Here is a 25,014-nt window from a genome sequence, read left to right as displayed (position 1 = left end):
ATAAATTATACTTTTACAACTTGAACCTCATCTTTTCCGAGTAAAATCAAGTATTTTTCAATGTTTTCTATCGAATAGGCTCTAGATAAAGCCTCTCCGTATAGGGCTAACTGACCACGATAGCGGTCTATGAGTTGACTTGGTTGATCGTAACGGTCTGTCTTATAGTCGAAAAGAATAATTCTGTCCTCATAAAGTAAATAGCCGTCCAAGATCCCACGAACAACAAAGTCTTCCTGACTCTTTTGATCTTTTTTGAGCATAGAGAAAGGTTGCTCGCGATAAAGATGGTCTGTATTAGCAAGAATTTCCTGACCAAGTGCTGTGTTAAAGAAAGCTAGGATTTTAGCAAGATTGATTTTTTTTCTAACAGCTGGACTAGTCTGAACTTGTTTGAGAGTTTCTGTCAAGCTAGCAAGTGTTGGTTGCTGACTAAGGTCAATTCTCTGCATGAGTTCATGAGTGGCACTACCAACCTCAGCTCCAGTTACCTTTTCTTTAGTTGAAAAATCTGGTAAATCAAAGCTGATTTGCTTCTCCGGTGATTGAGTTTGGTTAGTAATTTCTACCCCTTCCATATCCATAACGGGTTCGTAGAATTTCTTGATTTGGCTTGGGGTTTGAACACTAGGAAGCTCAATGGCTGCGCGGTGAAGAGTATTATAAACTTCCACTTCTTTCAGCATTTCCAAAGCTTCTTTGATAGTTTCAGACTGGCGGTTGTCTGCTTGAGAGCTGTCTTGTAAAGGGCTCTTGTTTTCCAATTCCCCGATAGCTTCTCTAGTCAACTGGTCTTCACCAACAAAGCGATAGCTAAAGTTGAGATTGTCCTTGGCAAAAACTTTACTGATAGCCCAGATCCAATCTTGGAAATTTCTTGCTTGCAGTCTGGTATTGCTATCTAATTTTCCGTTGTTTGCTGCTGGGTATTCCTTGGCTTCTAGCTTTTCACGAGACCCCTTACCGACAAGATAAAGTTTTCTCTCCCCCCTCGTCATGGCAACATACAGCAGACGCATCTGCTCTGAATAGCTAGCCAATTGCAGTTCTTTCTCATTCTGGATATAAGTTAGACTAGGAATGGAAAGTTTGATGGTTTTAGGATAGTGTGCTTCCACTGCTCCTGTTTTCACCTTGGCAATATATTTGACACCAAGCCCATTTTGACGGCTGAGAATGACGTCTGACATTGAGTCTTGCTTGTTGAAGTCCTGATCCATATTGAGGATAAAGACATAGGGGAACTCCAGCCCTTTGCTCTTGTGAATGGTCATAAGTTCCACGGCATCTTTAGGCGGTGCGACAGCTACGCTTGCGAGGTCATGCTGAGCCTCTAAAACTTGGTCAATCATACGAATAAAACGAGACAAGCCTTTGAAATTGCTCTTTTCAAACTGGTCAGCACGTAGCGCTAGGGCATAGAGATTAGCCTGCCTAGCAAGTCCGTTTGGCAAGGCTCCAACATAGTCATAATAAAAACGGTCATTATAAATCTTCCAAATTAAGTCATAGAGAGAGTGGGTTTTGGCATATAAGCGCCAAGAATCCAAGATATCCATGAATTGATTTAATTTTTCTGCTAGATCTGTGTGAATTAACTCTTTCTGGTTAGCTGCTTGTTTATGAGCATTGACAAGCTTCTCGTAAAGATTCTCTTGCACCTTATCTTCTGCTTTCTGAAGGGACAAGCGTGCCAACTCGTCCTCATCAAAACCAAACATAGGAGACTTCATAAGGGCAACCAAGGCATAGTCTTGCAGGGGATTGTGGATGACACGAAGAGTGTCCAGCATGACTTGTACTTCTAGGGATTGGAGATAATTGTTTTGCTCACCGTCGGTTTTAACTGGAATTCCGTACTCAGACAGGGCGAGGAGAATCTGGTCATTTCGACTGCGGCTAGAGGTCAAAAGGGCAATTTTTTTGAAGGCAACACCTTTTTCCTGATGAAGTTTCAGGATTTCCTTGATGACCAGGCGCATTTCACCAGTGAGTTTCGTTTCTGCTTGGCTCTCTTCCTCCTCTTGCCCACTATCGTCCTTATCGTAGAGGAGAAATTCTGCCTTGTTGTCTGGATTGGGAGTTAGTTTGCTATTGGCAAAAACAAGCTGGTGCATGCTGTCATAGTTGATTTCTCCAATCTCTTGGTCCATGAGTCGTTCAAAGACATGGTTGGTTGCAGATAGCACTTCCGAACTACTACGAAAATTTTCCTTGAGGAGAATCAACTTGCCTTCTTGAGGATTATGCGCATAGCGTTGGAATTTTTCATTGAAAATCTGCGGATCTGCCTGACGGAAACGGTAGATGGACTGCTTGATATCTCCCACCATAAAGCGATTGTGACCATTCGACAGCAATTCCAGCATTCGTTCTTGAATGTGGTTGGTATCCTGATACTCATCGACCATGACTTCGTGGAATCGTTCCTGATAAGCCTCGCGAACTTGTGGGAAATTCTCTAAAATCTCAATGGTGTAATGACTGATATCAGCAAATTCAAATGCATTTTCCTGGCGTTTACGTTCGCGATAAACCTCAACAAAATCACTCATAAAGGTTTGGAAGGTTTTAGCTAGCTCCCAAGTATCTTCATGATAACGTTCTTGATAGTCGAGAATGGTTATCTGGTCCGCCAGTTGTCCTAGTTTAGCAAACTGGGCTTTTCTCTCATCGTTATAGGCATCAGCCAGTGGTTTCAAATCGGCCTTACGACTAGAATTAGCCAGAGCTCGACCATTTTTTTCCTTAGAGATGGCGACAATACGCGCAAGAACTGCTTGATAAGCCTGGCTATCGGACTCTTGATTTAAGGAGCTAATTTCATCCAGAACCTGTTGCACAGCTTCTAAATAGGCAGCTTTGGGAAACTCCTTGGCATCATTATCCAGATGATAACGGAAAAAGCTTTCCAAATTCCAAAGCGCTTGCTTGATTTGCTCGGTCAGTTTGTCTTTTTCATTTGCAAAGTCAGCTTCCTCAAACCCTTTGAGAAAAGACTCGTTCAACCATTTTTGTGGACTGCTGGTGGATTGGAGGAAATCATAGATTTTGTAGACTTGTTGGCGCAGACCACGTTCATCCTTGCCTCGTCCAGCAAAGTTCTTCACCAAACAGCTAAATTTCTCTTTATTTTCACCTTGGTAATGGGTTTCAAAAACCTGATGAAAAACTTCGTTCTTTAAGAGTAACTGTTCACTTTCATTTTGTAGAATACGGAAGTTCGGTGCGATATCAATCAGATAACCATGCTTGCCAAGGAATTTTTGTGTGAAGGAGTCCATGGTTCCGATGGCAGCGTTTGGCAGGTCTGCCAACTGGCGTCCCAAGTGTTGTTTGAGATCGACATCATCGGTTTCTTGGATTTGTTGGCTGATTTTTTTCTCCAAACGTTCTTTGAGTTCTGTAGCAGCCTTGACGGTAAAGGTCGAGATAAAGAGTTGAGAAATTTCGACACCACGCGCTAACTGATCCAGAATACGCTCGGCCATGACAAAGGTTTTCCCTGAACCAGCAGACGCTGAGACTAGGATATTTTGCCCAGCAGTATAAATTGCTTGGATTTGCTCGGCAGTTTTCTTCTGTTCCTTGCTCGAACTCGCTTCTGCTTCTTGCAATTTTTTAATTTCTTCCTCAATTAAAAAGGAAATGGGCTTCATCGATTCAACTCCTCTCTCATTTTTTCAAACCAAGCTTGCTTGAGCTTTTCTCCGACTAGGCGCTTGCCATCAGCTAAGTCTAACTTCTCTAGGAAACGAGCTTGACCCAAGTGGTAATTGGCTTCAAATCCTGTAATGGCTTGGTGTTGCTGAACGTACGGGGCAATACTTCTGCCATTCTCTGTGTATGGATTGATGGCGAACTGGCCTTCTAGAATCTTTTCAGCTGCTTTCTTGTAAAGATGGGCATTGTAGTCTAGTAAAAGCTGGAATTCTTCATCGGTCAGCTGGTTGGCCTTGTTTTTGTTGTAAAATTCGCCCAAATGACTGCTTTCTTTCTCTAAAAAGAGTCCCTGGTATTTCATAGACTTGCTGGCTTCTGCTACTGCTCCAGTCAAACTCTTAACGGTCAACAGAGATTGGACGGGTTCAGCCATTTCCAAGTACATGGCACCGAAAAAGTTCTGCTCCCCTTCTCTTTTTAGGGCAGCAAGATAGGTTGGCAGCTGGGAATTAAGGCCATTAAAGAAATTCGGAAACTGGAACTGAGTTAAACTAGACTTGTAGTCTACCACTCCTAACGCTCCATCAGCTTTCAGGCGGTCAATGCGGTCAACCTTGCCTCGCACATGGACACTGCGACCATTATCCAATTGAATAAAGGCTTGATCTTTACCACCAAATGTTGCCTCCTCTTGGATGGTTTCGATAGTTGGATTATGACGAAGGATGTGGCCAGTGGTCCGAGCGACATCGAGAAGAACTTCCTTTGTAAACTGGGCTTCCAAACTTTCCTGATAAATGGCTTCAAATTCCCGTTCTTGGCTGGTTTCTTCAATAGCTTGTTCCAAACGTTGGTCAAAGGAATTTTCAGCCGGCAGCTTCAAGGCACGTTCAAAAATACGGTGTAAGAAATTCCCGTGACTGCGAGCATCTGGGCGAAGGCGCAATTCTTCCTGCAAACCTAAGACATAACGGAGGAAATAACTGTATTCATTGCGGTAAAACTCTGTCAAACCAGACGTAGACAGGTAAAACTCTTTGTCAGCTGGATAGAGAGCCTGCAAGGTCTCTTTCTCTAATGGCTTGCTGCTTGGGCTAGTTGGGAGTGCAGGATTTGTAAGACCTTTTTGGTCAAGTTTTTTCCCCATCACACGCGCCAGAACCTTGACAAAGGTCAAATCTTGCTCAGTATTACTTGTCTCGCCCTGCTGATGATAGGCAACCAGACTAGACAAAAGGCTGTGATATGAACCCATATCATCCTTAGACAGACTTTTTTGATGAATCTTCTTCTCTATTCGGCTAAATCCAAAACTCACCAGTTCCTGAAGATAGGCCGATTCCTTGCTCTCATTTTCATTGAGGAGACTTGGAGAGGATAACACCAACTGCTTAAGGGCAGCATTGACTAAGGAAAGCATGGTATAGCGATTTTTCTTGAGATTTTCACTACTTGCAATCAGTAATTGCGCTCCATCTTCAGTCGCTTGGTTTAGGCTTTGTCGTTCTTCATCTGTTAACAAACTGGTGTTTTGCGCGATTTTTGGCAAATGATCCTGAGTCAGTCCAATGGCATAGACAAAGTCAGTGGTCAGAGGGGCAATCAAATCATAACTCTGCACCAGAACGGTATCAACAGTTGCTGGAATGGTGCGATACTGAGACAAACTCATCCCAGAATGGAGCAAGGCTAGGAAATCCTCCAGACTAACTTGTGAACCTGCAAAAACGGTCGCAAATTGTTCTAAAACATGGCAGAAGGCTTTCCAAACTTCGGCTTGTCTTTCCTGTTCTAGAGTTTCCATAGTAGCTGTCAATTCTTGCATCTGCTTGCTTAAAGCAGCATTTTTTAGAAAAGTATTCCACTTTTGCAAGAGATTTTCAGTCTTTTGCTTCCGACTAGCAAATAAGGTTTCAAGTGGCGCCAAAACTCGCAGACGAAGAGAATTTAAACGCTCTAAATCAAATTTTCCATGGTGGGATTTGGTAAAGGTCTGCTGAAAAGAAGGCAAGCCATTGATGCCAAGATAGCGGAGATATTGCTCAAAAGCATCAATATCCGCTTGGCTAAGGTCGGTATATAAACCTGTTCTAAGAAGGTTAATCAAATCCTCCTGACGGAAACGGTAACGTTTCAAACGCAAAATAGATTCGACATACTGAGTCAAAGGATGATGGGCCATGGATTCACTTCTACCTAGATAGAAAGGAATCTGGTACTGGTCAAAAATGGTTTTCAGCGATAACTGGTAAGAAGCCACATCCCCCAGCAGAATGCGAAAATTCTTGTAACTCAGTTCTGGATGGTCATGTAATTTCTGACGAATAGCGCGAGCCACCAACTCCAACTCTTCCTTTTGTGTCAAACAAGACCAGATTTGCAGATTTCCACGGTCCTTCTCATTGATATCCAAGGTAAGTTCTGAAAAGTCATAAGAAGACTCCAGCAAACGAGAGGTCTTATCAAAACTATCCATTTTCTCATGAGTCTGAGAACGATCCTGAGCAGGTGTTTGGTATTTTGCCCCCAAATGATGAAGAAATTCCACACTGGCTTGGTAGAGATTCCCTTCAGTGAACGGACTGGTATAAGCCTTCTTGCTTGCATAGGCCCCAATAACAATCTCAACACCCTTGCCAAGAAGTAGATCCACTACACGCTCTTCCTCGGCAGAAAAACGGGTAAAGCCATCAATAACCAAGGCAATCTGACTAAAATCACTACTTACCTTGCCATTTTCAATAGCCTCAATCAAATGGGACAACTGACTTCCCTGAGCCAACTGACCTTGATTGAGATAGGCAGTCACTTTCTCAAAAATCAAGAGTAAATCTGCTCGTTTATCCTCATCCGTCAAACTTTTCAAGTCTAAAAAATTCATCTGAGCAGTTGTCATCTCATGATAAAGTTCAACCAACTGCTGGATAAATTGAAGATCCTGCTTAATGGCACCATAAACACGTAAGTCCTTGGGATCGAGTTCCGCAAGGCACTTATAAAAAGCCATCCCAAGACCGATGTCATCTAGACTCGTCTTAGCTGGCAAATCATTTAAAACCAGGTAACGAGCCATCTGAGTGAAACGCGTGACGGTAATCGCAAAAGAAGCCTGCTGGGACAAGCATTCCAGCACGGCGCGTTCCTTTTCAAAAGAAAGAGAGTTGGGGGCGATGTAGAAAACCCGCTTGCCTGCAGCAACTAGCTCTTCTGCCTCTCTCGTTAAAATTTCAGTCAAAGAAGTCCGAATATCAGTATAAAGTAATTTCATCTCAGCCTCGTTTGGTTTATCAAAGTTTCTTACTCTATTATAGCAAAGTTCGCTTCACAGTCCAAATCCAAAATTCTAGTTGACAATCATTTAATTAGCAAATCAATCATGCTTCATCATCCACTTTCATATGCTGAAAGATATGGAGGAAAAAGTCTTTGGAAATTTCAAAATGCCCATAACGAAGTCGAGAAGTATAGTCTTTCCATTCAGGATGTTGTCTGGCTATTTCTATGGAGCAATCTTTGACTGGTTGATAATACTCGACATTTCGTCTAAAGGGGGAAAATCCTTCAAATTGCTCTACTTGATAGGCTTTGTCATCTATAATTTTACCTACGGCCACAAAAGCCTGTAACTTATCTTGACCATTCATATCGTATTTTGGACTATAGTATAAAAGATAGTCACCTTTTTTCATACGGTTTAAGGGGCCGCCCTTTCCATGACAGACCTGACAAAAATTTCCTTCAACTCCTCTTAAAACATGGTTCTTTGAAACAACTCCAACCCAATATCTAGGCATTTTTATCCTCCAACTCTACTAAAAAGCGATTAAAAACTTCTCTATCGTTAGATAGTTTTTCAAAAAATTCTTCATCAACACCTTCTACTAAAGGTAAAGCTTGATTGACCTTCTCTGCGCCAGACTTCGTCACTGAGACTAGTTTTGCCCGACTATCCTTTGGATGTTGATCGCGTTTAATGTAGTCTTTCTTCTCCAGTAGTCTAACAATCTGGGAAACCGTCATGACATCCATACCAGAGAACCGAGCAATATCAACTTGCGTTACATATTCCTCTCTATTAGACAGAAACAAAAGCGAAGTCAAAACGATAAATTGAGGCAAAGTGAGGCCAACTGATTTCAAGACTCTTTTCAAATTGCTTTCCCACTTGTTGTAGACTTTGATGAAAAGAAGACCTGTAGACTCTGTTTCATCATTTTTGTAAATTGAATTAAAGTGATACTTTGACATTTTTTCTCCTTAAATATTAAGTATACATATTATATAAGAATTTATTTTCTTTTTCAAGAAAAGGAAAGTCAAATGTTACTATTCTGTCAGACATTTCATAGTCTATATGCTATAATAAAAGCAAAACACCTAGAAAAGGAAGTCTTATGATTAAACTACTAGCCTTGGATATGGACGGAACCCTCCTTAACGAAGCCAAGGAAATTCCACAAGCCCACATTACTGCCATTCACCAAGCCATTGAAAAAGGTGTCAAACTGGTTCTCTGTACAGGTCGCCCGCTTTTCGGTGTCCTTCCCTACTATAAAAAACTAGGACTGGACCTCCAGAACGAGTACGTCATCGTCAATAACGGTTGTTCAACCCACCAGACCAGTGACTGGAGTCTAGTGGACTGGCAGGAACTCAGTCCAGCTGACATTGAATACCTCTATGACCTAGCTGAAAAAAGCGACGTCCAGTTAACTCTTTTTGATGAGAAACATTATTTTGTCCTCGGTGGCAAGCCTAATGAAATTGTTCAAAATGATGCCAAGCTCGTCTTTTCAGACCTGACTGAAATTTCACTTGAAGAAGCCACCAGTGGTAAGTACCGTATGTTCCAAGGCATGTTTTTAGGAACAAAAGAGCAAACAGACGATTTTGAGCAGCGGTTTGCTGAGGAACTCTGCCAACGATTTAGCGGAGTTCGTTCACAGCCTGTCATTTATGAAGCCATGCCACTTGGAACGACAAAGGCTACTGCTCTTTCTCGACTAGCAGCGATTTTGAAGATCGAGCCCTCAGAAATTATGGCCATGGGCGATGCCAATAACGATATAGAAATGCTTCAGTTTGCAGGACTTGGCATTGCAATGGGAAATGCCAGCGACCATGTCAAATCCCTTGCTAATGACGTTACAGCCAGCAACGAAGAAGACGGCGTTGCGCGTGCCATTGAGAAGTATATTTTATAGAAAAAAAAGCCCAGTTCAATGTCAACTGGGTTTTGTTTCTTTTAAGAATTACAAAACTTTAGAAACTCTTTAGAATTACTTGAGCTTTCTTTGATTTCTATAGCTTATACTAAAGTTAGAAAAATAAATCAAAAGGAGAAAATCATGAAAACAGTACTCGAAATTCATGGACTGACCAAACAATTTGGTAACCAAGCTATTCTTCAAGATCTTAGTCTAACCATAAAAGAGGGAGATATTTATGGTCTAATTGGAAAAAATGGAGCAGGTAAAACTACTCTTATTAAAATCATTACACAATTATTGTTTGCGGACAAAGGTACAGTTTCCCTCTTTTCTAGCAAAGAACAAAATGAGTGGACCAAGGCATTATCTCAAGTGGGTTCTGTTATCGAATCACCTGTAGCCCATAATCACTTAACAGCTTATCAAAATCTGAAATATTATTGTATGATTCGTCATATTCCAAATGCTGATAAGGTGATTCATGAGACCTTGGACTATGTTGGCTTGTCAGATACAGGGAAAAAAGTCTTTCGTGATTTCTCACTAGGAATGAAACAAAGACTTGGCATCGCCATTGCCCTCCTATCAAAACCCGACTTCCTGATTCTTGATGAACCTATTAACGGTCTCGACCCAATTGGAATCAAAGAATTTCGCCTCATGATTCAGCGGCTCAATCAAGAAAAAGGAATAACTATCCTCATCTCTAGCCATATCTTGTCAGAACTCTATCTCTTAGCTAATCGCTTTGGTATTCTGGATCAAGGTAAGATTATCCGTGAAATCAGCAAAGCTGAGTTTGAAACACTGAGTGAGGATTATATTGTGCTTAAAACAAGCGACAAAGAAAGAGCTTGTCAGGTATTGAAAGAACAAATCAAGCTCCAGTTTAAGGTTGTAAACCCTGAAAATGAAATCCATATCTTTGGTAATGAACAAGATGTCAAACAGATTCTCAAGCAACTAACTTTGTCCGATGTTGCTATTGATGAGATATACTTTGCCCGTCAAAACCTAGAAGAATACTTCACACAATTGGTAGAATAGGAGAAAAATCATGATACATACCATTCAAGCAGATTTTTACCGTCTTTTCCGCTCCAAAGGATTCTGGATTACAGAATTCATTCTCTTTGTACTTATGTTACTGGGTGCTACTATTGGCGCTACAGGGCATCTAATGTCAGTTCAAGCAGCACCACCTGAGCTTCCTACCCATGGTTGGAATGGGATAGAAGCTCTAATCAACGCGTCAAATAACGGCTCAAACCTCGTTTTCCTCTGTATTATTCTAGTGTGTTTAGTTCTTGGGGTCGATCTAATCGGCAAGCTTTATAAAAATAGTTTGACAGTTGGTGTTTCTCGTACAGAATTTTTCCTTGCTAAATTCTTTGTACTAGCAAGTATCGCTCTCTTACAACTCATCACAAGTCTTGTGATTGCCTTTATTCCCGCGACTCTACTAAATGGACTTGGTACAATACCTGATGGTTTTGTTACTAATCTCCTCTTGACGATTTCCCTTCAATTTCTATGCCTTCTCGCTTGGCTTTCGATTGTCTCCTTTATTCTCTACCTAACTCATTCTTATCTTGCCGTATTTATTGGTTATCTGATTAGCTCTATCGTCCTTTCTATTCCAATTCTTGTTTTCCCAGACATTGAAATTCTTAGATATTTAATTCTAGATTTTGCCTATGCTATGACCACTAATAGTCAAGCTATTCTCTATACCATCACGGTTTGCGTAACAGTCATACTTTTCTTCTCTTTCAGTGGACTGATTATTTTCAAGAAGAAAAGCTTATAAAAAGGACCTCCTCTAGGATATAGAGGAGGTTTCTTCTGTTAAAGATAAATAAAGACTGAAAACCATTCTCCATCAGTGGCTAGCTTCATATCCGCTCCAAGAAGATGAACTAATTCCTCAGTAATATAGAGACCTAAACCAGAGGATTCTTCGGTATCTGACATATTTTCAGAATAAAAACGATTGCTGAGATTGTCTATATTCTTGATAGGTTTTTTGACTAGATTATCAATTTCCAAAACAAGTCTATTTTCTTCCTTTTTCAAGGAAAGTCGAGCCTTCTCCTTGCCGTGCTTGAGAACATTTCCAAGGAGGTTTTGTATAATTCGATCAAGCAAGTCCTCATCAGTCGTCGTTTTCAATCCTGGTTCAACGTTAAAATCAAGAACAATATGTGAAGATTGAAAAACGTCGTAATAAGCTAAAGTCTTTTTCGTTATAAAAGTTGATAAATCAGGTTCTTCCAGTTTCGGTTTGACTGCGCCTTCCATCAAATGACGGTATTCGAGGAGAGCCTCCAACCGTTTGGAAACCAAATCCTGATGATGGGCTATTTTATTTAAGGTTTCTGAACTATTATCGGGGTGTTTTATTAGTTGCTGAGTGTATCCTGAAGCGATTGTTAAAGGTGTCCGAATATCATGAGCAATGTTACTGATTGCCATATCTAGGGTGCGTTTTTCACGCTTCATGATTAGCTGGTTTTGCTCCACTTCTTGAAATAGATTCTCAATTTGGTTATGTAGACGCAAAATGGTCTTTGAAAAGAAATTTACACCGATCCTCTTCATGCTACCAGAGCGAATCTTTTCTTCGATTTGTCTGCTTAAATCTCTAATTGCTATATGATAGCGAATCAAAGAAATCGCCAAAATGATGTTAATGAGGAGCAATATAGATATCAAAATGTAAATCATTACTTATCTCCTTTTAATCGAACACCAACTCCCCAAACGGTTTCGATGTACTCGTGATTTGGATCCAGTTGATGCAGTTTTTTACGGAGATTGCTTAGATGGGTGTTGAGCGTATTGTCTCCAGGCAGGTAACTTTCTTCCCAAATCAATTCATAGAGTTCTTCCTTGGTGAAGATCTTTTTAGGGTACTGGAGCAAGATTTGGAGAATCTGACACTCTTTCTTTGCAAGGCGAATGGTTTCAGTTGGGTTACTTATTTCAAAACTATCCGCATCGAACTGGATATTTTTAAAGTTTTGTACGAAGTTATCAATTTCTCTTCGATCTCCTGACTGATGTTCACCACTTTGGCGTAATTGCACGGTGACTCTGGCAAAGACTTCGTCCAAATCAAAAGGTTTTACTACATAATCATTGGCACCGTCTAGTAGATATTGGCTGATGAGCTTTTTATCACCTAAAGCAGTAAGCATGATGACCGGAGTCTGACTAGTTTGTCGAATAGCTTGCAAGACTTGGTCGCCATTTTTCCCAGGGAGCATGATATCTAGCAAGACGAGATCAATGCCACCTTTGTCAAATTGCATGATACCTTCTGTCCCAGAAAATGCTTGAATCACCTCGTGTTCCTCTGCAAGAAGGGTTCTTAAGATTTCCTGGATTTCATTATTATCTTCAATTACAAGTATGCTCGCCATAAACCTCGTCCTTTCTAAAACTATTATAACATGTTTTGTTGGGAATTCCAGATACAGAAAAGCTCCTCTCACATTTTAAGCAAGAAGGAGCTAATGAGTATTGAATCTACTTAACTAAATAAGCAATCAAGGCTATAATCCATAGATGCGCTGGGTAGAAAATATAAAAGAAATATTTACTCCAACTAGTTTCTTTTCCTCGCTGTCCATTATACAAAGCCATAAAAGGAAAGACGGTGATAAAGAGCCAGTCAGAATTGTAAAGCATCATTTCCAGTGTTTGGTGCCAAGTGTCGTAAATTTGGATGGAAGTCACTAACAAGAAGGCCCACAGAAAGGCATAGAGGAGATTTCGCAATCCTTTGCGGTTTCGACAAGAGTAACTAATCAAGAGAAATGGTAGCATGGTGATACCACCCTCAGTAAAAAGACATCCGACAATCAAGAGACCTGCAACCCCAATCCGACGCCACAACTTCTCTTTTTTATCCAACTCTTTTCTGGGAAAACCAATCCAAAGCATGGTAACACCGATGGCCAAAGTCAAGAAAATATTATTAGTAACCATTACACCCTTAGAGGCAAACAGAGTATTGAGAAGGCTATTTCCAGCAAACATGATCAGCGCCCAAGACCAGAGACGGATGAGGTAGTTTTTCAAGTTTCGAGTATAGATAAAACCTTCCATAGCCATATACGCAAACCAAACTCCCACACAACGGGTCAAGGCGTGAAAGATACCTTCCCACAAAGGAGAAACGATCCCGGTGATATGAGGGATATGGTCCAGAACCATTACTGCCGCCATCAGATACTTCAACTGTGTCGCATTCCATTTTTTCATAATAAACCTCTTTCTTTTTTATCTACATAGAGTATAGCATACATTTCCGCGTATAATCGTACACCTATCTTACATTTAAAAAGCCTATCTTACATTTTTGTAAGACAGGCATGAATATTAAATGTTTATTATGAAATTTACCTTCTAGTCCGTAATTCGTTGGTACATTTCGGGTCTTCTATCACGAAACAGTCCCCAATTTAGGCGCTCGCTTGCTCCCTTATCAAGGTCATAAGTTGCTAACAGAACAGCTTCTCCTTGTCTTTCAGCTCTCTCTAGAATAGCTCCTGTTTCATCCGTCATAAAGGAGGAACCGTAGAAGTCAAGACTAGAACTCTGTCCGCCATTTTCCTCACTAGGAGTGACTTCTTCCAAACCGTAACGATTGGCTGCAATGACTGGGACAATATTTGCTGCTGCGTGCCCTTGCATGGTACGTTGCCAGTGACCGCAACTATCCGTATCTAAGATAGGCTCTGAACCGATAGCGGTTGGGTAAAAGAGCAATTCTGCCCCATTCAACGCAAGACAGCGCGCCGTTTCAGGAAACCATTGATCCCAACAGATGCCAATCCCAATCTTAGCATAGCGAGTATCCCAGACCTTGAAACCAGTGTTACCAGGCGTAAAGTAAAATTTTTCTTGATAATAATGATCATCTGGTATGTGGGTCTTCCGATAAACGCCCAGCACTTCTCCATCAGCATCAATGACGGCGATTGAGTTATACAAGACATTGCCATCTTTCTCGTAGAAACTGATGGGTAAAACGACCTTTAGCTCCTTGGCAATGGTTTTAAAATGCTGAATGGCTGTATTTTCTGTCACCGACTGAGCATGCTGGTAGTAGTCATACTGGCGTTCCTGACAGAAATAGGGACGTTCAAACAACTCGGGCAAGAGAATAATTTGTGCGCCTTGTTCTGCAGCTTGACGTACTAGACGTTCCGCTGTTTGGATATTTGTCGCCACATCCTTGGCGCATTGCATCTGGATCGCTGCAACTTTTACATTTCTCATCTTTTTCTCCTATTCTGGGATTTGTTGGGTGATACAGTGAATATTGCCACCACCTAAGAGAATATCTCTGGCTGGAATTCCTACGACCTTACGGTCTGGGAAACACTTGCTGAGGATATCTAGGGCCACTTGGTCGTTTACATCCTCAAACTGGGGCACTAAGACAGACTTGTTTGCAATATAGAAATTGACATAGGAAGCTGCAAGACGTTCACCTGCATAACGCTCTTCTTCCCCTTCTTCATAGATGTAGCCTGACAAATCCTCTTCGGTTACAACTTGATGAAGCGCTGGGATTGGCAATTTATGAATGGTGAAGGTACGCCCTTTTGCATCTGTTTCTTTTTCTAAAAGCACAAGATCAGCTGCAGACACGGCATACTGAGGATCGCTTTTGTCGTCTGTCCAAGCTAAAACAAGTTCTGCAGGACCAACAAAGGCTGCAACATTGTCAACGTGTTCATTGGTTTCGTCCTGATAAATACCATAAGGAAGCCAAATAACTTTTTCAGCGCCAAGGCTCTCTAATAAGGTGTTTTCAATTTGCTCTTTAGACAGGTGGGGATTGCGTCCAGGACTGAGTAAGCAGCTTTCAGTCACAAGAATGGTCCCTTGACCATCGCTATGGATCGCGCCGCCTTCCAGTACAAAAGGTTTGGCATCATAAACAGGTATCTCTAAAACTTCTGCAAAACGACTGGCTACTTGGTTATCCTCTTCATAATCTTGATAAAGACCATCGACAGCACCACCCCAGGCATTAAAAGACCAATCGACTGCCAATCTTTCTCTTTTATCATTGACAAGAATAGTCGGCCCCGTATCACGCGCCCAGGCATCATTAGTAGGAATATCTAAATAAACAACCTTTTCTCCAAGATAGGATTGGGCTTCAGATAGATGGTCCTGCTCCACCAAAAGATAGACTCTTTCCCCTTCTGCTATGGTCTTGATAATTTGGCTAAATGCTTTTTTTGCAGCCTTTCCTTGAAAAGGCCATGAACCTGGTCGAGTCGGCCATATCATGAGGGTGCCATGATGGGGTTCATACTCTGCTGGCATACGATAGCCTAATTTCTTTGGACTGTCCATCATGATAACCTCCCTTTAAAGTCTTGATAACCGAAGGCTTTGACTAAGCTGCAGTCTCCCTGCTCGTCCATGAGATAGAGACTTGGCAAGCCAATACCATTAAAGGTATTATTTTTGACAAAGGAGTAAATAGCCATGTCTTCAAAGTAAAGTCTATCACCGATTTGGACTGGATTTTCAAAACTATAATCACCAATCACATCACCCGTCAGGCAGGTATTAGAAGAAAGTCTATAGGTATGGGCTTTTTCCTGCGGTTCAAATCCATTTCTCAGAGGTGGACGATAGGGCATTTCAAGTACATCTGGCATATGGCAGGTCGCAGAGGCATCTAAAACCAAAATATCCATACCGTTTTCGACAATGTCCAATACTTCAGTTGCTAGATAACCCGCATTGAGCGCAATAGCTTCACCCGGCTCGATATAGACTTCAAGATTGTAAGTTTCTCGGATACGCTTGATTTCTGAAATCAGCAAATCCACATCGTAGTCTTCTCTGGTGATGTGGTGTCCACCACCCATATTGAGCCATTTAACTTGATACAAATAGGGTCCAAACTGCGCTTCTACTGCTTTCAAAGTTGTCTCTAAATCATCTGAACCTTGCTCACAAAGAGTATGAAAATGAAGTCCGTCCACTAAATCCAACAAATCACTCGGTATCTTGTCTAGGCTAACTCCAAACCGAGATCCCGGAGCACAAGGGTCATAGAGCGCGTGATCACCTTGGGTAGAACATTGAGGGTTGAGGCGCAAACCGACACTGATACCAGCCTCTCGGCAACGAGGTCCATGTTTACGCAACTGTCTCTCTGAGTTGAAGACGATATGGTCCGTTATTTCCAGCAATTCCTCCAAGTCTGCATCCTTGAAAGCTGGAGCAAAGACATGGACTTCCCCCGGAAACTCTTCTCTAGCCAGCTTAGCTTCATAAAGTCCACTAGCCGTCGTACCAGATAGATACTGGCTAATCAAGGGATAGGTTTTATAGAGGGAATAAGCCTTTTGGGCAAGTAAAACTTTGCATCCAGCTTCTTCTTGTACATATTTTAGAATGCGACAGTTTGCTTCTAACTTGGCCAAGTCAATGACATAAGCTGGTGTGGGTACTTGTTCTAACTTCATTAGTCCACCATTTGCGGGTTTTCAACCACAACCCAAGGTAATCCATACTCATTCAAAGCTTCCATGAATGGATCTGGATCCAATTCTTCAAGGTTATAGACTCCAGGTTGTTTCCAAGTACCATTCATCACTAATTTTGTCCCAATCATAGCTGGAACTCCAGTGGTGTAAGAAATTGCTTGTGAACCAACTTCGGCGTAACATTCCTGATGGTCGCAAACATTGTAGATGTAGATGGTCTTTTCAACACCATCTTTTACACCTGTAAAGATACAACCGATATTGGTTTTACCAACTGTGCGTGGACCAAGGCTGGCTGGATCTGGAAGCAAGGCTTTCAAAAATTGGATTGGCACAATGTCTTGTCCATTAAAGTTAATAGCATCCGTACGAAGAAGACCAACGTTTTCCAAGCATTTCATATGCGTTAGATAAGATTGGCCAAAAGTCATAAAGAAACGAATCCGTTTGACTCCAGGAATGTTTTTGGCCAATGATTCAATTTCTTCGTGGTGAAGGAGATACATGTCTTTTTGTCCAACCTGAGGGAAATCGTACTCACGCTTGATTGACATGGCTTCGACTTCGACCCATTTTCCATCTTCCCAGTAAGAACCTGGCGCAGAAACCTCACGGAGATTGATTTCTGGGTTAAAGTTTGTCGCAAATGGATAACCGTGGTCACCACCATTACAGTCTAGAATGTCGATATAGTGGATTTCATCAAAATAGTGTTTGAGAGCATAAGCTGAAAAGACACTGGTCACACCTGGGTCGAAACCAGAACCGAGAAGAGCAGTTAAGCCCGCTTCTTTAAATTTCTCCTGATAAGCCCACTGCCACGAGTAGTCAAAGTAGGCTGTAAAACCAAGTTCCTTACAACGTTTCTCATAGATAGCGCGCCACTCAGGATCTTCTGTATCCTCTGCCTCGTAGTTGGCGGTATCGATATAGTGGACACCTGTTGCCAAGCAAGCATCCATAATGGTCAAATCTTGATAAGGCAGAGCTACGTTCAAAACAGCTTCTGGTTTGTAGCTTTCAATCAAAACAATCACTTCTTCAACCTTGTCAGCGTCAAGAGCAGCTGTTTCAATCTTTGTACTTGTTTTCCCTTCTAATTTAGCCTTCAAGTCATCACATTTCGACTTGGTGCGGCTAGCAATCATAATCTCTGTAAAGGTTTCGCTATCTTGGCAAATCTTTGAAATAGCAACTTGGGCAACGCCCCCACATCCAATAACTAATAAGCGACTCATTTTTTTCCTTCCTCTTCTTCTAAAATGTCCTCAACATACTTGGGCAACATAAAGGCTCCCACGTGTAAGTTTGCAGTGTAGTATTCTGTGAAAAGCTGGCGTTTTTTCCAGCCTTCCTTGTCAAAATCTTTAACAGGGTGATATTTTTTCGATGCAAATCCAAACAACCAATAGCCTGCAGGACTGGTTGGGATATGTGCCTGATAAACCCGGCTGATTGGAAAGGCTTGATTAACCTTACGGTGCATACTTCGACAAGCAGACTCATCCTCATCAAAGAAAGGACTCCCATGCTGGTAAATCATGATACCATCTTCTTTGAGAGCTCTGTAGCTATTGCCGTAAAATTCCTTGGTAAAGAGCCCTTCCGTATGTCCAAAGGGATCTGTCGCATCGTTGATGATAATATCGTAATCATCCTCGCAGTTCCGTAAAAAGCGTAGACCATTTTGGTAGTAAATGGTAACACGAGGATCATCTAGCCCTGCAGCAAAGTCTGGGAAATACTCACGACAAACCTCAACCAACATCTCATCTGGTTCTACAATATCGATTTGTTCCAATTCTGGATACAGTGTCAAAACTTGAGCAACACCGCCGTCACCACCCCCTATAACCAAGACTTTCTTTGGATTTGGGTGGACAGCCATGGGAACGTGGACCGTCATTTCGTTGTAGACAAAATCATCCGCATCTGAGAACAAGACATGCCCATTTAAAATCAGTATTTTCCCAAAAGCTGGTGTGTCTAAAATTTCGATATCCTGCCATTCACTTTTACCGGCGTAGAGTTGCTTGGCAGTTCTCAAGGACAATTTCACATCTGGAGTATGAACTTCAGAAAACCATAAATCCATCTAGTTCTCCTTTCTTTCAATGACATTGATGTGATTGACCTCTGGATCTTCCGTCCCTTGGAGGGAGCAACCACGCTCTTTGGCAAACAGGATATAATCCACAATTTCTCGTGTAATGCGTTCACCTGGTGCTAGGATTGGAATCCCTGGAGGATAGCACATGACAAATTCTCCACAGACCTGTCCAACAGACTCATCCAAGGTCAAACTTCTTCTCTCTGAATAAAAGGCTTCCTGAGGAGACAGGACTAACTCGGGCTGGATATATTCTCCAGCAATCAAATCTTTTCCATCTCTTGAGTAGAGTCTCTTGATATCCGCCAAAGCACCGACCAAACGTTCGATGTCTTGGATGCGGTCACCAATCGAAATATAAGCTAAGATATTCCCAATATCACCAAATTCGATCTGAATGTCGTATTCGTCTCGCAGGAGGTCATAAACTTCGATACCTGTTAAGCCAATACCCTGAGTGTAAACGGACAGCTTGGTCACGTCAAAATCACAAACAGACACACCGTCTATGAGCTCTTTTGAGTAGGCATAATAACCACCGATAGCATTGATTTCACGACGAGCATACTCAGATAGTTCAATGACTTTCTCAAAAGACTCTTTGCCACGAAGGGCTAAGTTGCGACGAGAAATATCCAAACTAGACATAAGTAGGTAAGAGGCAGATGTAGACTGGGTCAGGTTAATGATCTGACGAACGTACTCAGGATTCATCTGCTCCCCGATAAGAAGGATGGAGCTCTGGGTCAAACTCCCACCAGACTTATGCATAGAGACCGCCGCCATATCAGCGCCAGCATCCATAGCAGACAGCGGCAATTTATCTGTAAAATGCAAATGCGCTCCATGGGCTTCATCCACTAAAACCATCATGCCAGCTTCGTGAGCCATTTCCGTTAAACCCTTGAGGTCTGAACAAATCCCATAGTAAGTAGGATTGTTGATTAGGATAGCTTTAGCATCTGGATGTTCCTTAATGGCCTGTGCAACACGGTCATTTTCAAGACCTAAAGCGATACCGATTTTAGGATCCACACTCATCTCGATATAGATGGGAATGGCACCACATAGAACCAGCGCATTGATAGCAGATTTGTGAACATTACGTGGCAGAATAATCTTATCTCCTGCCTTACAGGTGGAAAGAATCATGGTCTGAACTGATGAGGTTGTTCCCCCAATCATGAGAAAGGCATGGGCTGCACCAAAAGCATCCGCAGCTAATTCCTCCGCATCCCGAATAATCGAAATGGGATGACCAAGATTATCCAAGGGTTTCATAGAATTGACATCAATGCCAACACATTTTTCTCCTAACAGTTCGACAAGTTCTGGATTTCCTCGTCCACGCTTGTGACCTGGCACATCAAAGGGGACAATCCTTTTCTTGCGTAGTTTGACCAAAGCCTCGTAAATTGGGGCTTGGTTTTGATCTAACTTCTTCAAGACATACTCCTTTACCGTATTTTTAGCACCTCAAGAAGATAAAGGCGACTAAAGGTTGACTTATGAAAAAAGAGCAGGTTTTCACCTGCTCTGCAATCTTCTGACGTGTGTATTTTGGTTTCTGTTGAGTATGTCTGTTCCTGATGTTTCCTAACTCTCTAGTAGCAAATATTACGTACTTTATTGATCGTTTCACAAGATGACGTGTGCTTTCACCACACTAAAATTTATGAATTAGGACAAGTGTCCTAACATCAACTTATAAAAGTAGGCTTTTAACCCTATCAATAATGTGGCTTTTCAACCACGCTTCGGCATTCAACCCTGCCTGTCCGTAGGCATTTTTTACTCGGGTTTATATTTGCTAGAAAACATCTTCTCATTTTCTAAGCCTTATAACTATATCATGTTTACAAGAGCTTGTAAAGGATTTTGTGAAACTTTTTTAAAGAATTTCTTTTTTTGTTCGCAAAATATTATTCAACAATAAAAAGAAATCGCTTTAAAGCGTTATAGACATAAGAAAAAAGAAACTACAACCATTAGCTGCTTCAATAATCTTAAAGTATAACTTGATATTGAAAATCAGTTCTTTTCATCAGATTTTATACACATTTCTAGCTAGGAAGTGCGAATCAACTGCTCCAATTCTACTTCTGAAAGCTGTCCTTGATTGTAAAGTTTTCTAAGTAAATCCTCATCTACAGTAATTGAATAGTAATCCGTCACAAACTCATGAAATTTCTCAAAACTGTCAAAGAAATAGGATAACAACCATTCGCCACCGTCCTGCTCTTGGTAGGTATTTTGATGCTCTTGACCGTCATACCAGATAAAGAAAGTTGTTTCATCTTTTTGCTCTTCTGAATATAGGTTTTGATACTTTACATCCAGTCCTTTATAAAATCCGTCTATGATGTCTTGATTCCACTCATCCGCAGCAAATTGACTCAAACTGCTTTCATGATCAAAGCCCTTTATAAGGATCATTTTATCAGTGAACATCACATCTAGAGAATCACCAGAACCATTGTCGATAAGGTAACGAACCCCATAGCTTCCCTCAGTCTTAACGATCAATCGAAGCCAGGTCTTGTTTGGATCTGTTCGATACTCATCAATGACAAGTAAGGCATCTAAACGTGTCTTAGCATTTTCCCATTCAATTCTTCCCATCTCTTTAGTCCTCCATCTTAAAGCTTAAAATCTATTATGCTTACAAATTCTATAACCAATTTCTATCTATCCCATCCGACTACACTGTGGAATATTTTCTTCACCAGACAAGTCATCAGGTGTACAATTTTCTAGATGTGCATTCATCACGCACCTGACTAACAGTTGGTAAAAGTAGTTAACAAATAGTCACTAAGACATTTCCTTTGAGAGTTAAGATTTTCTTATAAAAGTTTTTCATTTTTACAAAACAGGTTCGAATATCATCCTTGATTTCTTCCTCTTCATCAAGATAATCCCAAATATCGGGATACAAATCTGCCTTCTTGCATGCTTCCATGCTAAAGTCTGCCAGAGCCCTATCCATGTCACAATTCTCTAAAGCTTGAACAATCTCAGCTATCTTTGAGTGTTCAGTATAGGCTGCATACTCTGATACATTTTCTAAAGGAGTTACTCCCAAGACAGCTTCTCTCAAGGGGTCGTCATCCATAAATTCTGAACTACTAAAGCCTGTCATAATAAAGAGTAAGGCATCCCACATTTTGTCAATATCTATCAACGTATCATTTCCCTCAGGATAATCCTCTACCAAGTCAAGTAAATCCTCTTCCTGACAAGGATACCGCTTTATTTGGCTTAATTCATTGTCAGACAGATATTGATAATTAGCAATCATTCCCATAATGTTTCCTCCTATCAGTTCCTTAGGATAGTACTGATGTTACTAGTTCCCTTTCTTGAAAAGGCAAGAAATCTACTGTTTTTGGATTCTCCTCCTTATTTCTCATTCTCATCTTCTATAACTTCCCAGACTTCTGACTGATAGCCCTCACCATCTATATCATAGCGCTGCATATAGCCAATAAATCTTTCCTTTTTATTTGCCTTACGAGGCTTGAGAATGTTTATAGCCCAGAATCCGATAAGAATGAGAACTAAAAGCGCTATTACTGTTTCCATCTCATCACCTTTGCCTACCTTAATACCCTTCAACCCACTTTTCATTGTCCATGATGAAAGGCTTAGCTAGTCCTTCACCTGTGTAATCCGCATATTTGGTGGATAGATACTTGTAACAATCTTCCTTGCTCGCAAACTTAATAGCTTGATAAGGCTCTTCAAAAGTCAGTTTCTCTACAAATAAGAAACCATCTTCAGCCGGCACTAAAATACCAACATGCCCGACAAAAAGAAACTCTCCATCCAAATTATCATGCAAGACTACAGACAGCATTCGAGCTTTGTCATTAAATTGAAACTGGGAAAAGAATTTCTCCATCTTCTGCGCGTGAATTTTTACATCTGTTGTTGCTTCCGTCTCCACCCTAGAAAATAGAATATCAAACTCTTCCTTATCTTTTGCATCAAACACCTTTCCCTTATCGATAGCAACGTTATCCACGAAAAGAAGCTGATCATTCTTTTCAAGTTTTGGGATCGTGACTGAATTTTTCAAGAGCGCATAGCTATTGATACGGCAGTTGGTTCCGACAAAGTCACCCTTTTTTTGATTCCAAAGATTGCTGATTTTCTCTACGTCGTATTCTGTCTTCGTAAAGGAGGCAAAATCACCACTTAAGCCAGTAGAGCCGACTGTCGCATTATAGGCGGTGACAAGATTGAAAAATGCATCAACACTATTTGGGTCCAAGTGAGCTGATAAGAGAGATTTGACCTCTTCGGTACTGACTTGACCGTTTAGATTGGAATATGAAGCCGTCCAAGGAACTTTATCTGAACTGGTCTGTGTCTGATTTGCAGCTTCAGTGCTCGTATTATTTTGCTGACAAGCAGCCAAGCCAAGAAATAAGGGCAAACACAGTCCCAAGTCTACTACTTTTCTCGTTCGTTTCATGCAATTCTCCTTCTAGACTACAAGTCTCTTTTTCATTTTAAACACCATTCACTAATCATTCAGCTAGTAATCGTTGACTTAGCTATATTATACTACATAAGTCAAAAAAAGACCGCACGAATCACCCATTCATTACAGCCTTTTTAATCCTATTTTTTATTGAATGACGAAACCTTTAGGCAAAAGCACCAGTTGCTGCTCCAATACTTGGCAATGACTGGCTAGCGCTACAGCGTCACTATCTACAAGATAATTTTCAGTTGATTGGTTAAAAATAGCTTGGACCTTTTGTCCATCATAATTCCATTCTAGAGTTAGAACATCCTGCTTGATTTCTTGCAGTCTATAAGTTCCATGTTGGATAATGCCTGAAGTATCCTTACGAAGCTGAATCAATTTCTTCATAAAATTGAACATCTCATTGCTATCGGAAACACGTTCCCAAGGCATGATACGACGACAATCTGGATCTGGTCCTCCATCTAACTCCAACTCCGTTCCATAGTAGAAACACGGTGTTCCCCTTTGCAAAAAGAGGCAGGCAAGGGCAGACTTAACAAGCTGGATATCTCCCTTGGCAGTAGTCAAAATGCGCTCCGTATCATGCGAATCCAAAAGATTGAACATCACTTCCGAAATCTGCTGTCTATAGTACATAGACTGGCCATTGATCTCATTGATGAATTGAGGTGACTTCTTAACCCCTCGCAAGAAATAATCCTTAATGCTGTCGGAGAGAGGATAGTTCATGACTGCGTGGAATTCATCGCCATTTAGCCAGGGCTGGGAAGTGTGCCAGACCTCTCCAAGAATATAAAGGTCAGGCTTTTTAGCCAAAACAGCCTTACGGAAATCTCTCCAAAATTGGTGGTCAACTTCATTGGCCACATCCAGGCGCCAAGCATCAATATCAAACTCTTCAATCCAGTAGGTCGCAACGCTTAGCAAATAGTCCCTCACTTGATGATTGGCCGTATTTAGCTTGGGCATATAGCTGGCAAAGGCAAAGGTATGGTAAGGGAGTTTTCTTGGGTTTCCCAGCTTATCCTTTGTCACAGGGAACTCTTGAACATGGAACCAGTCTTTGTAAACGGAATCTTCACCATGTTTGAGAACATCCTGCCATTGTGGCGACTGATCCCCGATATGGTTAAAAACAGCGTCCAGCATGATTTTCATGCCTCTCTGATGGGCTTGGTCCACCAGTCGACGGAAAGTTTCCTTATCTCCAAAATGACGGTCAATTTTAAAATAATCCGTTGTATTGTACTTGTGATTGCTTGGAGATTCAAAAATCGGACAGAGATAAAGACCTGTAATCCCTAAGTCCTGCAAGTAATCCAGATGGTCAATAATGCCCTGTAAATCACCACCAAAAAAATCACTCGTTTTTGGTTTGATTGACGAATCCCAAGCCAGAGCCCCTTCTGGAGAAATCTCAGGGTTCCCATTAGCAAAACGTTCTGGGAAAATCTGATACCATACCGTCTCTGCTACCCAGTCAGGAACGTGGCAAGCATCAATCTCATGGATATACGGAATTTTAAAGCCATTTCCTTCATAATGAAGGTTTTCTAGCGTATTTTCAACACATCCCTTATCGCCATATAAGACCTCCTGACCTTGCTTATCCTTGAGTTCAAAGAGATACTGGAGTCGTGCATAGCCAACCGTAACTTCCACTTGCCAGTAATCAAACAAGGCATCGGAAGTCACTTTGATCATCGCCTTGCTTGCTTCATAATGGTCCTCTAAAAAGATAAAAGTATCTCCATAATGCAAATGGATGCTTTCAATATCATCTTTCTTAGTCCGGATACGAATGTGCATTATCTTATCCTTATAGAGATAAGCATACTCCGACTCCGGTCTGTGGTAAATGGCTGTTAATTCCACTGTATCTGTCTCCTGATTTACTTTCATTCATCTGCAACGCAAACGTTTTCATCTTTGTTATTCTAGTATACTACTTTAAAATTTTATTTTCAAGACTTGTTCGTAGTTTTGAGTGGATTGTTTTCG

The 25,014-nt window shown here is 41.2% G+C and carries 21 protein-coding genes; 3 read left to right on the top strand and 18 right to left on the bottom strand.

Annotation, left to right across the window (positions count from 1 at the left end; all coding sequences use genetic code 11):
• Positions 1 to 5: 5 nt before the first annotated feature.
• The 4 genes from addA to PCY17_RS00195 all read right to left on the bottom strand — a co-directional run bounded on the left by addA (position 6) and on the right by PCY17_RS00195 (position 7,911).
• On the bottom strand, positions 6 to 3,659 hold the full coding sequence (gene addA, locus PCY17_RS00210) for a helicase-exonuclease AddAB subunit AddA (RefSeq protein ID WP_301390613.1): 3,654 nt from the start codon (positions 3,657 to 3,659) through the stop codon (positions 6 to 8).
• Positions 3,656 to 6,931, bottom strand: coding sequence for an ATP-dependent nuclease subunit B (rexB, locus tag PCY17_RS00205; RefSeq protein WP_301390612.1), 3,276 nt, complete (start codon positions 6,929 to 6,931; stop codon positions 3,656 to 3,658). Before rexB ends, addA begins: the two co-directional genes overlap by 4 nt.
• Positions 6,932 to 7,037: 106 nt before the next feature.
• Complete coding sequence (locus tag PCY17_RS00200) at positions 7,038 to 7,457, bottom strand: EVE domain-containing protein (protein WP_301390611.1); 420 nt, start codon at positions 7,455 to 7,457, stop codon at positions 7,038 to 7,040.
• Positions 7,450 to 7,911 (bottom strand): MarR family winged helix-turn-helix transcriptional regulator, encoded by a 462-nt coding sequence (locus PCY17_RS00195; RefSeq protein ID WP_125837845.1) that lies wholly within the window; start codon positions 7,909 to 7,911, stop codon positions 7,450 to 7,452. Before PCY17_RS00195 ends, PCY17_RS00200 begins: the two co-directional genes overlap by 8 nt.
• A gap of 146 nt (positions 7,912 to 8,057) precedes the next feature.
• Here PCY17_RS00195 and PCY17_RS00190 point away from each other — a divergent pair, with 146 nt between their 5' ends.
• From PCY17_RS00190 to PCY17_RS00180, 3 genes are all read left to right on the top strand, one after another.
• Positions 8,058 to 8,867: a Cof-type HAD-IIB family hydrolase gene (locus tag PCY17_RS00190; RefSeq protein ID WP_301390610.1), complete on the top strand. Its 810-nt coding sequence runs from the start codon at positions 8,058 to 8,060 to the stop codon at positions 8,865 to 8,867.
• A gap of 144 nt (positions 8,868 to 9,011) precedes the next feature.
• Positions 9,012 to 9,920 (top strand): ABC transporter ATP-binding protein, encoded by a 909-nt coding sequence (locus tag PCY17_RS00185; RefSeq protein ID WP_301390609.1) that lies wholly within the window; start codon positions 9,012 to 9,014, stop codon positions 9,918 to 9,920.
• A gap of 10 nt (positions 9,921 to 9,930) precedes the next feature.
• Positions 9,931 to 10,683, top strand: coding sequence for an ABC transporter permease (locus PCY17_RS00180; RefSeq protein ID WP_000581970.1), 753 nt, complete (start codon positions 9,931 to 9,933; stop codon positions 10,681 to 10,683).
• A gap of 38 nt (positions 10,684 to 10,721) precedes the next feature.
• On the opposite strand, the gene PCY17_RS00175 is transcribed toward PCY17_RS00180, so the two are convergent.
• The 14 genes from PCY17_RS00175 to PCY17_RS00110 form a co-directional block, all read right to left on the bottom strand.
• Positions 10,722 to 11,600 (bottom strand): sensor histidine kinase KdpD, encoded by an 879-nt coding sequence (locus PCY17_RS00175; RefSeq protein ID WP_000639366.1) that lies wholly within the window; start codon positions 11,598 to 11,600, stop codon positions 10,722 to 10,724.
• Complete coding sequence (locus PCY17_RS00170) at positions 11,600 to 12,298, bottom strand: response regulator transcription factor (RefSeq protein ID WP_301390608.1); 699 nt, start codon at positions 12,296 to 12,298, stop codon at positions 11,600 to 11,602. The genes PCY17_RS00175 and PCY17_RS00170 overlap by 1 nt, the downstream gene beginning before the upstream one ends.
• Before the next feature lie 106 nt (positions 12,299 to 12,404).
• Positions 12,405 to 13,142 carry a TraX family protein gene (locus PCY17_RS00165; protein ID WP_301390607.1) on the bottom strand — a complete coding sequence of 246 codons (738 nt, stop codon included), beginning with the start codon at positions 13,140 to 13,142 and terminating at the stop codon, positions 12,405 to 12,407.
• 144 nt (positions 13,143 to 13,286) lie between these two features.
• Positions 13,287 to 14,162, bottom strand: a complete 876-nt coding sequence (aguB, locus tag PCY17_RS00160) for an N-carbamoylputrescine amidase (RefSeq protein ID WP_001246712.1) — start codon at positions 14,160 to 14,162, stop codon at positions 13,287 to 13,289.
• A gap of 9 nt (positions 14,163 to 14,171) precedes the next feature.
• A complete protein-coding gene (aguA, locus tag PCY17_RS00155) occupies positions 14,172 to 15,257 on the bottom strand; it encodes an agmatine deiminase (RefSeq protein WP_000969475.1) in 1,086 nt (361 codons plus the stop codon).
• Positions 15,254 to 16,381 (bottom strand): carboxynorspermidine decarboxylase, encoded by a 1,128-nt coding sequence (gene nspC, locus PCY17_RS00150; protein WP_125398026.1) that lies wholly within the window; start codon positions 16,379 to 16,381, stop codon positions 15,254 to 15,256. Before nspC ends, aguA begins: the two co-directional genes overlap by 4 nt.
• Positions 16,381 to 17,640 carry a saccharopine dehydrogenase family protein gene (locus tag PCY17_RS00145; protein ID WP_000088786.1) on the bottom strand — a complete coding sequence of 420 codons (1,260 nt, stop codon included), beginning with the start codon at positions 17,638 to 17,640 and terminating at the stop codon, positions 16,381 to 16,383. The genes nspC and PCY17_RS00145 overlap by 1 nt, the downstream gene beginning before the upstream one ends.
• Positions 17,637 to 18,497 carry a polyamine aminopropyltransferase gene (gene speE / locus PCY17_RS00140; protein WP_301390606.1) on the bottom strand — a complete coding sequence of 287 codons (861 nt, stop codon included), beginning with the start codon at positions 18,495 to 18,497 and terminating at the stop codon, positions 17,637 to 17,639. Before speE ends, PCY17_RS00145 begins: the two co-directional genes overlap by 4 nt.
• Complete coding sequence (locus PCY17_RS00135) at positions 18,498 to 19,958, bottom strand: aminotransferase class I/II-fold pyridoxal phosphate-dependent enzyme (protein ID WP_301390605.1); 1,461 nt, start codon at positions 19,956 to 19,958, stop codon at positions 18,498 to 18,500. It lies immediately after the preceding gene.
• Between the two features lie 621 nt (positions 19,959 to 20,579).
• On the bottom strand, positions 20,580 to 21,134 hold the full coding sequence (locus PCY17_RS00130; RefSeq protein WP_301390604.1) for a hypothetical protein: 555 nt from the start codon (positions 21,132 to 21,134) through the stop codon (positions 20,580 to 20,582).
• A 178-nt stretch (positions 21,135 to 21,312) separates the two neighbouring features.
• On the bottom strand, positions 21,313 to 21,819 hold the full coding sequence (locus PCY17_RS00125; RefSeq protein WP_061427340.1) for a YfbM family protein: 507 nt from the start codon (positions 21,817 to 21,819) through the stop codon (positions 21,313 to 21,315).
• Between the two features lie 95 nt (positions 21,820 to 21,914).
• Positions 21,915 to 22,097 carry a hypothetical protein gene (locus tag PCY17_RS00120; protein ID WP_061428063.1) on the bottom strand — a complete coding sequence of 61 codons (183 nt, stop codon included), beginning with the start codon at positions 22,095 to 22,097 and terminating at the stop codon, positions 21,915 to 21,917.
• Positions 22,098 to 22,116: 19 nt separating this feature from the next.
• Entirely contained in the window at positions 22,117 to 22,992 is an 876-nt protein-coding gene (locus tag PCY17_RS00115; RefSeq protein ID WP_301390603.1) for a DUF4300 family protein, read from the bottom strand.
• A 156-nt stretch (positions 22,993 to 23,148) separates the two neighbouring features.
• Positions 23,149 to 24,888, bottom strand: a complete 1,740-nt coding sequence (locus PCY17_RS00110; protein WP_071851071.1) for a glycoside hydrolase family 13 protein — start codon at positions 24,886 to 24,888, stop codon at positions 23,149 to 23,151.
• Between the last annotated feature and the right edge of the window lie 126 nt (positions 24,889 to 25,014).

Source organism: Streptococcus sp. SO2 (assembly GCF_030440025.1).
The sequence above is the reverse complement of the archived record's forward strand: the minus strand, read 5'-3'. Positions and strand labels throughout refer to the sequence as shown.